The sequence below is a fragment of the Flavobacterium sp. KKT103 genome, from assembly GCF_055640565.1.
Genome location: NZ_CM145766.1, coordinates 393,388 through 406,256, shown reverse-complemented (window position 1 = coordinate 406,256; position 12,869 = coordinate 393,388). Strand labels below are relative to the sequence as shown.

Here is a 12,869-nt window from a genome sequence, read left to right as displayed (position 1 = left end):
TTCATATTACTTTTGAAGGTTGAAATAAAATTTTTATCTTGCATGCTTATCTTGATTGCAAAAGCTTATTAAATATCTATTTTTGGTAGATCTATCTTTGATTTACTTTGAAGGAAGCGCAGGTATAAGGCTAGCAATCGAGCCAATAAAACAACAACTATGAAAGTCAAAGCAACTCTTAAACAAATAGCTAAAGAACTTAATGTATCGGTTTCGACTGTTTCGAAGGCGCTAAACGATAGTCCGGAAATAAGTGAGGTAACCAAAATAAAAATTAAGGAGTATGCGAAGCTTAAGAACTATAAACCCAATGTCATTGGTTTAAACCTTAAAAACAGAAAAACGAAAACTATTGGTGTGATCATCCCCAATATCCTAAATTCGTTTTTCGCCAAAGTGTTTAGCGGTATCGAAAAAGTAGCGGAACAAAAAGGATATAATGTTATCACTTGTATTTCGAATGAGTCGCTAACAAAGGAAATTAGCGCTTTAGAGATTTTGAGCAATGGTACGATTGATGGTTTTATATTATCGGTATCTGAAGAAGCTCAAAAATTACAAGACTACTCTCATTTTACTGAAATTATCAACGATGGTACGCCTATTGTTATGTTTGATCGCATTGCCGAAGGAGTTGAATGTGATAAGGTAATTGTGGATGATTACAATTCAGCATTGAATGCTACGCAGCGTTTAATTGATTTAGGATGTAAAAATATTGCTTTGTTTTCCTCTGTAGATAATTTAAGTGTTGGAAAATTGCGTACAAGTGGGTATTTGAAAGCATTGGAAAATAATGCAATTGCCATTAATGAAAATATTGTTCTTAGAACAGATTCCGAAGAAGACCTTAGAAACGCTATTGCGACCATGCCTTCAGGGCAAATGATTGACGCTATTTTTGCTTTAGAGGAAACTGATACCGTTGCGGCCTTGAAATTTGGTTTGAAAAATGGATTTAAAATCCCAGAAGAACTTTCTATTATCGGTTTTGCTGACGGAATTTTAGCATCCAGACGATTAACTCCTAGTGTTACCACCGTTAGTCAGCATGCTCCCGAAATTGGTGAAAAAGCCGCTCAGTTATTAATCGATCGATTAGAAAGTAAGGAAGAAGAAGAGTTGCCGTATAGAACGGTTGTGATTAATACGATTTTGAAAGAAAGAGAATCAACAAGAAGTTAAGGGTTTTTCTTTCCTAGATTAAAACCCGCTCCAATTGCTATAAAATTGGAGTGGGTTTTTCATTTTCTATTGTTTTTTAATGCGCTTTCAACTAGTTTTTCCCATTCCTATAATCAACCACTAAAGGAATATCAAGCTCAAAAGCAATTTCTATTTTGGACTTAATCATCGGTTTTATTTTTTGTAATTTACTTTTGTATATATCGAAAGTTATATCAGTTTATTTGTAATCAGCATACTTATGTTGTTTAGCCCTTGACTTGTTAATTATTTGTTAAATTAAATATATTGTAAGGTAAATCGTTTTTTTTTTTTTTGTTAAATTTGAAAAGCAAAATAACCATAAAAATTACTTTGTCAATCAACCTAACATTGGAAGAATATTAGTTTTAAAATAGTCGCGAATATAAAAAGCTAACCTTGCAAGGATATTTTAACAATTAGTATGTTGATGGGGCGGAATAGATAAACTAAAAATATGTTCCTTAAGTTTTCGTCCTTAATAGTGGCAGCTGGTCTGCAAGTGGAACTTATTATTTTAATCAAAAAACCATAACAAATGAAAAATTTATTTCTTTGCCTTACCTTTACGTTAGTCAGTTTTTGCTCATTTGCAAAATCAGATAAACAATCGAATGTTCTTTCTTACAAAATAAAAATTGCGAAATTTTCTGCTCATGCTGAACAAGTTGTCAATTATGCTGATATTAATTATGTATATGATGGCGCATCGTGCTATGTTGAAATTTACTATAAAGGAGAACTTGTGCATACTATTCACAGATACGCAACGGGAACAAGCTCTTTTGATGCGCAACTAAATTGTCTTGGAGCGGCACGAAAGGCAGCTAATGACTTTATTGCAATGCAAGAAAGCAGTATTTCACAAAATTAGAATACTAAAGTTAATACAATAGAGAGGCTTATTTTAGCCTCTCATTTTTTGAAATTATGAAAAACAAATTTACATATCTAGTTTTTATATTGTTTTTGACTTCATCATGGGCGCAGCAAGATTCCATAGCCAAAATTGTTGTACATTACAATTATGTAGTTAAAGGAAATGCCACAAAACAAGTAACTTACAAAGGTGATTTCAATTTAACGGTTTTGCCGGATTATCAAGTTTCCATTTATGATATTAAGCTTACTGATTTTGATCAAAAGGAAGAACTTAAAAATGATCAATTGATCTTGTGGAAGCCTAAAGGGAGCAATCTTGATTTAATTTATAAAAACTATAACAGAAATGAAATGTTTTTAAAGGAACCAATTAGCTTAAGGTTTTTTGTGCAAAAGGATTCCTTAAATATCTTTGAATGGGAGATTAAAGAGGACACCAAGATTATTTTAGGTTATAATTGCCAGTTAGCCGTTACAAAATTTAGAGGAAGGTCCTATGAAGCTTGGTTTACCTCGCAACTGCCAATTGGCGGTCCATGGAAATTTAGCGATTTACCGGGGATGATTTTAGCAGTAAAAGCAGTTGATGGCTATGTGAGCTGGGAGGCAGTTGGCATACGTATTAAAAACGTATCGTCTGATTTTCCAATGCCCGAAAATCCATTTCAGTTAGATAAAGCCCTTTCATGGTCTGATTTTAAAGCACTTTACAAAGAAAAAGCTATAGCAGCCAGTAAATTTAGTACAAAAGAAGGAGAGACTTACACTACAGTTGCACCTCGAGTAAAAATACAACGTTATATTGAGGAAGATGATAACGATTATACTGCAGACAGAGCTTTAGAAAACGCAAGAAAAGCAAATAATTAATTCGCACTATTTCTAAAAGTTTATGAAATTTATTTTTTCCTGCGCCTTATTATTTGTTTTCTCTAATTTCTATTCGCAAAATATTAGCGGTACGATTACTGATAGCAACAACCAAAAAATAGCCAATGCGACCTTATTATTTAAAGAAGCATCTAATTTAAATTTGATCAAGGAATTCAATATGAGCCGCAATGGCACATTTTCGTTTTCGTTAAAAAAAGAGTATCAAACCTTAGTTATAGAGGTTAAAGTAAATGGATACATCACTCAAAGTATTGCAGTAGAAAAACCAATCTCTTCAAAATCATATGTTTTTAATGTTGTTTTAGAAAAAGATAAAAATATCGTACTTAAAGAAGTGGTCATTATAGCTAAAAAAAAACCATTTGAAGTTGTAGAGGACACGGTAAAGTACAACGTTGCCGCTTACAGCAATGGAACTGAGCGTAAAATTGAAGAAATTATAAAAAAGCTTCCTGGTATTGAGGTCGATAGTAAATCAGGCCAAATAAAATACAAAGGTACGGCTGTTGAGACGGTTACTCTTGAAGGCGATAATTTATTCGGGTCTAATTACACCTTGGGAACAAAGAACATCAATGTTGATATGGTAGACCAAGTGCAAGCCGTTGATAATTACAGCGAAAATCCTTTGTTAAAAGGCATAGAGCAAGAGGGTAAAGTATCGTTGAATTTAAAACTTAAAAAAGGGAAGGTCAATTTTTCGGGCGATTTGAGTTACGGTGGCGGTTTATTTGATGGAGGAAAGGCAGTTCATCAAGATAATGTGACGGTTTTAGGTATTACTAAAAAGTTTAAATCGTTTGGGACTTTAAACTACAACAATATTGGAGTCAATAGTTCACCATTTGATTATGTTGGATTTAACCTAAATGTTGAGGATTTGAAGGAAAGCAATGTTACCGGTAAAAAAATAATATCTGAAAGTCAATTTTCGAATGTTTTAGGTACAATGCGCACCAATGTAAACAATCAGCTGTTTGGAAATTACAGTAGCATTTTTAAAATAGGAGACAAATGGAGCGTAAAAACTAATTTGTATTATTTACAAGATAAAATAATCGCTAACAATTATTTTGAAAGCCAATATCAAATTAATAATCAAAATTTCAGCACTAGCGATAATACGTTGATTACTAAAAAACCAGAGCAGTATAGAGCCGATGTAGAGCTGAGGTACACCATGTCAAAAACTTCCTTACTGGAATATAATTTTAGAATTAAGGAGGAACGTATAGGAACGCCTACGCAAATACTTCAAAATAATACGGACCAGTATTCCTCATTTTTAGATTCTAAAGACCTACTGTACAGACAAAATTTATTATGGACTAAAAAAATTTCGGACAAGAAAGTAGTACAAATTAATCTTTTTCAATCGTCTGACAACCTGCCACAGCAATTATCCATCAGTCCTTCTTTATTTGATGGTGCTGCTAGGAATGATATTCAAGAAAGCGCTTTTAAGAAAAATTATCTAGAAGTGAGTGCGAAATTACTTGGTGCAGTAAATAAAAACAAATATAATTTTAAAATTGGTGCGCTACTGGATTCTAATCCATTTAGATCAAACTTGTACAATCAGGACAATGGCGGTACTATTTCTGCTTCTATCAGTGAAAATAATTTTGACTACACTAAAAAATCAATTTACCAAAAAGGAGAGTATACTTTTAGGATAGGAAAATTTAGCTTGTCTCCTTCCTACAGTTTGGCATATCAGTCCCAATATGTAGATAATCGTATTGAGAACGAAAAAATTGTTCAAGAGAATTTTATAGTTGAGCCTAGGCTCTATGCGCTGTATCGATTTTCGAATAGTGCCTCTTTGAGTGCCAATGCTAGTTATTCACAAAATAGTACCGGAGAGCAGTTCTTTTTTACAAATCAAATTCTAATCAATAACCGATCTAGTATTAGTAATCGCCCCTCGTTAAACTTACAAAAAAGTCAAAACTTGGGCTTGAACTACAATGTTAATGATCTTTTTAACCAATTTGAACTTAATGCAGGACTTAATTATAGTTTTAATAAAGGGAGTTTTTTTTCTAATTCAAACATAACTCAAAATGCTACTCAGGTAGAATATTTCTTTCTTCCGCAGGGAAATAAACAGTTAGGAGCTGATTTTATGGTAGCTAAATATATTTCTTTTCTAGAATCGACTCTTAAACTAAAGTCCAATTTTACTTTGTCTACCTACAGCAACATCGTCAATGATTCTGAATTACGAACGAATAGCAGTCGGTTTTTTCAAACGCAATTCTTGTGGAAAACTGCATTTGATTTACCCATTAATTTTGAAAACGAGTACAGTTGGAGGTATTCCAATTCTAAAAGTCAGGGATTACCACAAACATTTACGAATAGTGCAATGCAAGACGAGTTTAGGATTATTGTCAAACCCTTTAAAAGGTGGAATTATGTCTTTGCAGCCGATTATTATGTGCCAGATTTGTCCAACAGAAGCACTAATTTCTTGTTTCTTGATAGTAGTTTAGAATATGTGGCTAAAAAAAATAAATGGCGTGCTAGTTTCAAAATGACAAACATTGCTAACGAAAAGAATTTTGAACAAATTCAAACCAATGATTTCTCCACTACCATTTTTAGAAGCAATTTGTTGCCACGTTATTTTTTAGTTAATTGGTCTCTTAGTTTTTAGGTGTTATTGCAAATGAAAAAATCCATCTAATTGTAGCAATCAGATGGATTTTATATTTAAAACGAGATATTTTATTAATGCGCTTCTAACCAGTTTTTCCCCATTCCTAGATCAACCACTAAAGGAACATCAAGCTGAAAAGCATTTTCCATTTCGTGCTTGATCATCGGTTGGATTTTTTCTAATTCGCTATTATGAACATCAAAAACGAGTTCATCATGAACCTGAAGCAGCATTTTCGATTTCCAGTTTTCATTGCTTAATTTATTGTGAATATTGATCATTGCTATTTTGATAATATCCGCTGCGCTTCCTTGTATAGGCGCATTTACGGCATTACGCTCCGCACCACCGCGAACAATAGCGTTTTGAGAATTGATGTCTTTTAAATAACGGCGACGTCCTAAAACCGTTTGTACATAACCATTATCTCTCGCAAACTCGACTTGACTGCTAATGTATGCTTTTAACTGTGGATACGATTGATAATAGGCTTCGATCAAATCAGCACTTTCGGAACGAGAAAGATTGGTTTGATTTGATAGTCCAAAAGCAGACACACCATAGATAATTCCAAAGTTAACCGTTTTGGCATGGCTACGTTGCTCTTTCGTAACATCCTCTAGAGCTACATTAAATACTTTGGCTGCAGTCGATTTGTGAATATCTTCGTTGTTCTTGAAAGCAGCTATCATATTTTCTTCGCCACTTAATGCAGCAATGACACGCAATTCTATCTGAGAATAATCGGCAGAAACCAATGTGTAGTTTGCATCACGTGCTACAAATGCTTTTCTGATCAAACGACCTCTTTCGGTACGAACCGGAATATTTTGTAAGTTAGGATTATTCGAGCTCAAACGACCTGTTGCGGCCACCGTTTGCATGTAATCCGTGTGAACCCTTCCTGATTTTAGATCCACTTGATTGGGTAGTGCATCAATATAGGTACTTTGTAGTTTCACCATTTGGCGCCATTCTAAAATGTCACGAACAATTTCGTTATCGTTGGCTAAATAGCTTAATACTTCCTCGCCTGTTGCGTACTGACCGGTTTTGGTTTTCTTTTGCTTTGCTCCGCCAATTTTTAGCTTATCAAATAGGATATCGCCTAATTGCTTTGGTGAGGCCAAGTTGAATTTCTCTCCGGCAGTTTCATATATTTTTTGTTCGAAAGTGTCAATTTCTTTCTGCATCTCGCTCGACATGCTTTTCAAGAAAGCAACATCTAGGTTGATTCCTTCGGTTTCCATAGCGGCTAATACCGGCACAAGCGGAATCTCAATGTCTTCGAATAATTGATTAGTCTGTGTTTTTTCTAATTCAACCGCAAATAATTCCTTTAGTTGAAACGTAACATCAGCATCTTCAGCAGCATATTCTTTGACTTCTTCTAAAGGCACATCACGCATCGACTTTTGATTCTTTCCTTTTTTGCCAATGAGTACTTCAATTGATTGCGGCGAATATTTTAAATAGGTCTCTGCCAGAATATCCATGTTGTGGCGCATGTCAGGATTGATCAAATAATGTGCAATCATGGTATCAAATAATTTGCCTTTTACGGTAATTCCGTAATTAGAAAGTATTTTCAAATCGTATTTAATGTTTTGACCTATTTTTTCAATGGCTTCATTTTCGAAAAACGGAAGGAATGCGTTTGCTTGCTTTTGCGCTTCATCTTGATTTTCTGGAAAGGGAACGTAAAATGCTTTTCCTTTTTCGAATGAAAAGGAAATCCCAACCAGCTCGGCATGCAAGGCGTCCAGTCCCGTGGTTTCGGTATCAAAACAAACAGATGGTTGCTTGAGTAAATTTTGCAACAGCAATTTTATACCTAGATCCCCTTGAATGATTTGGTAGGAGTGGGGAGTGTTTTCTAAAGTGTTGTAATAGTGTTGGTGACTGGCAGGAGATGCATTATCCTGGGTCGCACTAGCAAAAAGGTCAAACTGCTCTTCGTTTTTGGGTTGTGGTTTTTTATATAATTTAGAATCATCAACTGTAGTTGTACTTCCGTCAGCAGTTCCTTTCTTAAAAATAGCGTCAAACTGCTCGGCCATTCTTCGGAACTCCAATTCGTTAAATAAGGCATCGGTTTTCTCTACATCGGGAGTTGATAATTCATAATCTTTTTCGTCAAAAGTTACTGGGCAGTCCAATAAAATGGTAGCTAGTTTTTTGGATAAAAGTCCCAATTCCTTGTTGGCTTCAATTTTAGTTTTTATGGCCCCTTTAAGTTCGTGTGTATTTGCAAGCAGGTTTTCCATGGAGCCGTATTCAGCTAAGAATTTTTTAGCTGTTTTTTCACCTACACCCGGTAGTCCGGGAATATTATCGGCGGCATCACCCATCATACCGAGGTAATCAATTACTTGCTCTGGCCTTTCGATTTCGAATTTTTCAAGAACTTCAGGAATTCCCCAAATTTCGATACCATTTCCCATACGGGCTGGCTTGTACATGAAAATGTTCTCTGAGACAAGTTGCGCAAAATCCTTATCCGGAGTTACCATATACACTTTATAGTTCTCTTTTTCGGCTTGCTTAGCAATGGTTCCTATTAAGTCATCGGCTTCATAGCCTTTTACTTCTATAATAGGAATGTGCATGGCGCGCAATAATTCCTGTATATAAGGTACTGCAATTTTGATGGCTTCTGGCGTTGCATCGCGATTTGCTTTGTAAGCCGGAAAAATGTCGTTTCGTAAGTCACTACCGCCTTTGTCGAAGGCAACGGCCAAATGATCAGGTTTCTCTCTTTTAATTACATCCATTAAGGAGTTCATAAAACCCATAATGGCTGAAGTGTCCATTCCTTTAGAGTTTATACGTGGATTTTTTATAAAAGCATAGTATCCTCTAAAAATTAAAGCATAGGCATCTAGTAGGAAAAGACGTTTTTGTTGTGACATAAGACTGTATTTCTATTGTTTTCAAAAGTACAAAACTTAAAAGATTTAAAAGTAAAGTTTTGGCATTTCTGTTTTGTTTACCGGATTGGATTGAAATTGAGTGTTTTACAAATTTTTTAAAAAAGCCGTTTTTTATTTAAAAGCGAATCCTTGTAAATTGTAAGTAGTATCTGTATTAAAATAATAAATAGAGCTTAATTGTTAAAAATAAATGCTTTTAATCGATATTATTTGCACTTAGTCGGATTAATAGGTATGTTTGTCTAGTCAAAAAGAAATTTGATAAACACAAACAATAGTAATCATACTAAATTACAAGATCATGAAAAAAACTACTCTTTTAAACAATGCGTTTCCAGTTTTGACTCTCATTTTCATGATGTTACTTTCAGTGACTTTGTCGGCTCAAGTAGGAATTGGAACAGTAACGCCTGATGCAAGTTCAGTATTGGATGTATCATCCACTACGCAAGGAATGCTCACTCCAAGAATGACTACAGCTCAAAGATTGGCTATTGTGTCTCCTGCAGATGGATTAATGGTTTATGACACGACCTTAAAAGTATTATCGTATTACAATTCAAATTCATCAGGATGGAATACTATCGCTGGAGGTTCTGGAGATCGTATAAAATTCAAAAGAATTAAATCGACAGATGTTTTGGCAACGGTTTTAGCTTCTGAAAAAACAGCAGGAGGAAATACCAAATATCTTTTAGATTCTCAAACACTATACGAGATTAATGGTACTATCAATGTCGATTTACCTATAGATATTAACAACGCTTACATTGCAGGATTAGATTCTGCAGAAGATAAGTTGGTAAAAGCCACAGGCGATTTATTCGTAGGAACAAGTGGTGGTTCCATTAGAGTACTTACCTTGACGGCTACTACAGGAAAAGTATTCAATATTGCAGCAGGAGCTAACCAAGCTTTTATTTTTAGAGATGCTATCGTTTCTGGATCTGCTGAGGTGGGTAATTTGGAGAATTTTTCGCTGACTTTTATGAGTATTATTCAATATCTTGGAAATACTAAGGGTATTGTTTTTAAAAACATTAGCAAATTGTTGTTGAGTAATATGGGCTGGTTTGGAAACAACTCTGGTACTTACGAAAAAATTGAAGGGACTTTTGATTTAATTCAAAAAACAGGTGGTTTCATTGAAGTTACAGGTACGAATATTGGATTTGATGTTTCTTCAAACCCAACAATCAATAACGATGCAGTAATGCGAGATGTAGTTTTTACAGGAACTTTGAGTTCAGGTAAATATGTAAATGGTTATACTGTAGGATCTTATTCAGGTTATAGCTTTAACAACAAATGGATGGTTAACTCTGCTGGAATTCCAAGGGAAGATGATTCGTCAGCAGTAGGAGATTTTTATTATAATTATGCAGTTGGAAATGGCGTTGGTTCTTCATTAAATTCAAATCCATCGAAGCTTTCAGGAGTATCTCAATCGGACAATTTATATCGATTTTCAAGAGGAGGAGTAGACAATAGAATTACTTATCTAGGTAATAAAAAGAGGTTTTTTAGAGCTACTGGTACAGTTTCTTTTCAAGCGGATGCAAGTGGAGTTATTTACATTTTTTATATCGCAAAAAATGGTGTTGTAATAAATAAATCTAAAGTATATATCAAGGCCAATTCTACTTCTGATCTTCTTGCTATTCCTTTAAATGTGTTGACAGATATGTCACCTAACGATTACCTAGAAGTTTATGCAGAACGTTTTACTGCAGGTAGTGGGACGATAACAATAGCATCTTTAAATTTATTTGTGTTTTAGTACTAAATCTTTTCTGCAGTGTAATGATCGATGCAGTGAGTAAGAATAGTTTGGTTTTAGTTAATTTGGTTTTGTTGAAAAAAGAGATTGTCTTTCCCCCAAGAGGCAATCTCTTTTTTTGTAAAGCAAAACGTATTGTATAGTTTTGTTAAATTTTGAGAAAGAGGGTCTATGATGTTTTGTTAATTTGTTATTTTGTCGCAAAATATATTAATAATGATTTTTAGAATATTATTTCTAGCACTTTTTCTTTTGCTTATTGAATTTTATGCCTTTCAGGCGATAAAAACAGTTTTGAAATTCAAATGGGGATTGCTTACCTATCAGCTGTTTAGTGCTGCCGTATTTTTATTTATACTTTACTCTTTTACAAAATTCGATAGCTCGGTTGGACAAACACATCAAACAATGCTTACGATGGGATTGTTGCTATTGGTGTACGTTCCTAAAATTGTTTTGATGTTAACCATGTTAGGAGAAGATGTATTTAGAATAAGTTCGGGTGCAGTAAACTACTATAGAGATACTAAAGAGGAAGGTTTTTTAAATTCCAGAAGGAAATTTGTTAGTCAAGTAGGACTTGGATTAGCCGCTATTCCATTACTTTCATTGATATACGGTGTAACAGTTGGGAAATACAATTATAAGGTAATCAAGCAGCGCATTTTTTTTCCAGATTTACCAGAGGCCTTTGATGGTTTTACAATTACTCAAATATCTGACGTGCATAGTGGGAGTTTTGATAATCCAGAGAAAATAAGTTATGCCATCGATTTAGTAAATGAGCAAAACTCCGATATGATATTGTTTACTGGAGATATTGTAAATACACATGCTAAGGAAATGCTACCATGGATTGAAACTTTTAATAAAATCAAGGAACATCCTTATGGGAAATATTCGGTTTTGGGGAATCATGATTATGGCGAATACGTTACTTGGCCTACTGAGCTAGAAAAAGAGGAGAATTTTCAAGCAATTAAAAAACTATATAGTCAAATTGATTTTAGACTTTTGCTAAACGAACATCGATTTATTACTAAAGGCACTGATCGCATTGCTTTAGTAGGGGTCGAAAATTGGGGACATAATTTTAAAAAGGCAGGAGATATTAATAAAGCCGCCGAAGGGCTTGATAAGGAAGAATTTAAAATTTTGATGAGTCACGACCCAAGTCATTGGGAATATGAAATTAAAAACCATACAAAAAACTTTCATCTTACATTGTCTGGTCATACACACGGAATGCAATTTGGAATTGAAATTCCGGGCTATTTCAAGTGGAGTTTAGCGCAGTATGTATATGCGCAGTGGGCTGGGTTGTATGAGCATCTTGGAAGATATGTGTATGTAAATAGAGGATTTGGCTTTCATGCTTACCCTGGAAGAGTAGGAATAATGCCTGAAATAACAGTGATTGAGCTAAAAAAAGGGGATAAAGTAGCATAATTCGTGAAAAATGCTACATTTGTAGATTAATACCTACTCAAAAGTAGATTTAAATATTAAATTTTTGGTTTATGTCAAAATTTGGAGAACTTATAAGCGCACAAGTACCTGTGTTAATAGACTTTTACACAGACTGGAATGAATCATCTGTTGCTATGCATCCTGTTATTAGAGATGTAGCGGCAGCTCTTGGTGACAAAGCTAAAGTCATTAGGATTGATGTAGATAAAAATAAAGAACTAGCAGATGCTTTGCGAATTAAAGGATTGCCTACTTTGATGATTTACAAAGAAGGACAAATGATTTGGAGGCAATCTGGTGAGTTAGATGCTAATTCGATTATAACGATCGTTCAGGAACAATTATAACCTGTATTTTACAGTATTTTACCGTATTGATAGTTGTTTTTCTGAAGAAATTCTAACGTTTTAGGCAAGGCGTATTTTAGGTTAGTAGCCGCTTTAGCACTATCGTGAAATACAATGATGCTTCCCGGTTGTATAGTGCTTATAACATTGTTTAAGCAGTCTTCAGGAGTTATAGTAAGATCAAAGTCGGCACTTAAAACATCCCACATTATTATTTTATACCCTTTTGCTCTAAGCAGCTTAGCTTGACTGTGTTTAATTTTGCCGTAAGGCGGTCTAAATAAAGTAGGGTGATTTTCAATTGTTATCCATTTAGACATACTATCCTGACAAGCAACAAAATTTTCAACATACTTATCAGTAGTTGTCTTCCATCCATTCAAATGATTGTAAGTGTGGTTCCCCACCTGATGTCCTTCAGCAAGTACTCTTTTAAAGATAGCAGGTTGTTCTTGGATGTTTTTACCAATGCAAAAAAATGTAGCGCAGGCATCATACTTTTTGAGTTGATCAAGTACCCAATCTGTTATTTCAGGTGTGGGTCCATCATCAAAAGTCAGGTAAATTCTCCTCTCGGAATTAGGAATAGCCCAAACATAGCCCGAAAATAGTTTTTTTATAAGCCAATTCGTTTTAACCCAATACGCTTTCATGCTGCTGTTTTTTTATTATAAAAGTAAAAAAAATGCAGC

The 12,869-nt window shown here is 34.4% G+C and carries 9 protein-coding genes; 7 read left to right on the top strand and 2 right to left on the bottom strand.

Annotation, left to right across the window (positions count from 1 at the left end; genetic code table 11):
- Positions 1-159: 159 nt before the first annotated feature.
- The 4 genes from ACZ2G0_RS01660 to ACZ2G0_RS01645 all read left to right on the top strand — a co-directional run bounded on the left by ACZ2G0_RS01660 (position 160) and on the right by ACZ2G0_RS01645 (position 5,644).
- Positions 160-1,185, top strand: a complete 1,026-nt coding sequence (locus tag ACZ2G0_RS01660) for a LacI family DNA-binding transcriptional regulator (protein WP_470308719.1) — start codon at positions 160-162, stop codon at positions 1,183-1,185.
- A gap of 559 nt (positions 1,186-1,744) precedes the next feature.
- The gene (locus tag ACZ2G0_RS01655) at positions 1,745-2,080 is read left to right on the top strand and encodes a hypothetical protein (protein ID WP_470308718.1); all 336 of its coding nucleotides are present in this window, start codon (positions 1,745-1,747) and stop codon (positions 2,078-2,080) included.
- 56 nt (positions 2,081-2,136) lie between these two features.
- The gene (locus tag ACZ2G0_RS01650; protein WP_470308717.1) at positions 2,137-2,958 is read left to right on the top strand and encodes a GLPGLI family protein; all 822 of its coding nucleotides are present in this window, start codon (positions 2,137-2,139) and stop codon (positions 2,956-2,958) included.
- A gap of 22 nt (positions 2,959-2,980) precedes the next feature.
- Complete coding sequence (locus ACZ2G0_RS01645; protein ID WP_470308716.1) at positions 2,981-5,644, top strand: TonB-dependent receptor; 2,664 nt, start codon at positions 2,981-2,983, stop codon at positions 5,642-5,644.
- 74 nt (positions 5,645-5,718) lie between these two features.
- Here the strand turns inward: ACZ2G0_RS01645 and polA are convergent, their stop codons facing one another.
- Positions 5,719-8,559, bottom strand: a complete 2,841-nt coding sequence (gene polA, locus ACZ2G0_RS01640) for a DNA polymerase I (protein WP_470308715.1) — start codon at positions 8,557-8,559, stop codon at positions 5,719-5,721.
- A gap of 322 nt (positions 8,560-8,881) precedes the next feature.
- Between polA and ACZ2G0_RS01635 the strand changes: the two genes are divergently transcribed.
- The 3 genes from ACZ2G0_RS01635 (at position 8,882) to ACZ2G0_RS01625 (ending at position 12,177) form a co-directional block, all read left to right on the top strand.
- Positions 8,882-10,360 carry a hypothetical protein gene (locus ACZ2G0_RS01635; RefSeq protein ID WP_470308714.1) on the top strand — a complete coding sequence of 493 codons (1,479 nt, stop codon included), beginning with the start codon at positions 8,882-8,884 and terminating at the stop codon, positions 10,358-10,360.
- Between the two features lie 216 nt (positions 10,361-10,576).
- Positions 10,577-11,809: a metallophosphoesterase gene (locus tag ACZ2G0_RS01630; RefSeq protein ID WP_470308713.1), complete on the top strand. Its 1,233-nt coding sequence runs from the start codon at positions 10,577-10,579 to the stop codon at positions 11,807-11,809.
- A 71-nt stretch (positions 11,810-11,880) separates the two neighbouring features.
- Positions 11,881-12,177: a thioredoxin family protein gene (locus ACZ2G0_RS01625; protein ID WP_300286692.1), complete on the top strand. Its 297-nt coding sequence runs from the start codon at positions 11,881-11,883 to the stop codon at positions 12,175-12,177.
- Between the two features lie 8 nt (positions 12,178-12,185).
- Here the strand turns inward: ACZ2G0_RS01625 and ACZ2G0_RS01620 are convergent, their stop codons facing one another.
- Positions 12,186-12,830, bottom strand: coding sequence for a polysaccharide deacetylase family protein (locus tag ACZ2G0_RS01620; RefSeq protein ID WP_470308712.1), 645 nt, complete (start codon positions 12,828-12,830; stop codon positions 12,186-12,188).
- Positions 12,831-12,869: the final 39 nt, after the last annotated feature.

What these genes read in the sequence shown, in the direction of transcription:
- ACZ2G0_RS01645 (WP_470308716.1), top strand. Translation starts at nt 2,981, where the DNA reads ATGAAATTTATTTTTTCCTGCGCCTTATTATTTGTTTTCTCTAATTTC.
- ACZ2G0_RS01655 (WP_470308718.1), top strand. Translation starts at nt 1,745, where the DNA reads ATGAAAAATTTATTTCTTTGCCTTACCTTTACGTTAGTCAGTTTTTGC.
- ACZ2G0_RS01625 (WP_300286692.1), top strand. Translation starts at nt 11,881, where the DNA reads ATGTCAAAATTTGGAGAACTTATAAGCGCACAAGTACCTGTGTTAATA.
- ACZ2G0_RS01630 (WP_470308713.1), top strand. Translation starts at nt 10,577, where the DNA reads ATGATTTTTAGAATATTATTTCTAGCACTTTTTCTTTTGCTTATTGAA.
- polA (WP_470308715.1), bottom strand. Translation starts at nt 8,559, where the DNA reads ATGTCACAACAAAAACGTCTTTTCCTACTAGATGCCTATGCTTTAATT.
- ACZ2G0_RS01660 (WP_470308719.1), top strand. Translation starts at nt 160, where the DNA reads ATGAAAGTCAAAGCAACTCTTAAACAAATAGCTAAAGAACTTAATGTA.
- ACZ2G0_RS01620 (WP_470308712.1), bottom strand. Translation starts at nt 12,830, where the DNA reads ATGAAAGCGTATTGGGTTAAAACGAATTGGCTTATAAAAAAACTATTT.
- ACZ2G0_RS01635 (WP_470308714.1), top strand. Translation starts at nt 8,882, where the DNA reads ATGAAAAAAACTACTCTTTTAAACAATGCGTTTCCAGTTTTGACTCTC.
- ACZ2G0_RS01650 (WP_470308717.1), top strand. Translation starts at nt 2,137, where the DNA reads ATGAAAAACAAATTTACATATCTAGTTTTTATATTGTTTTTGACTTCA.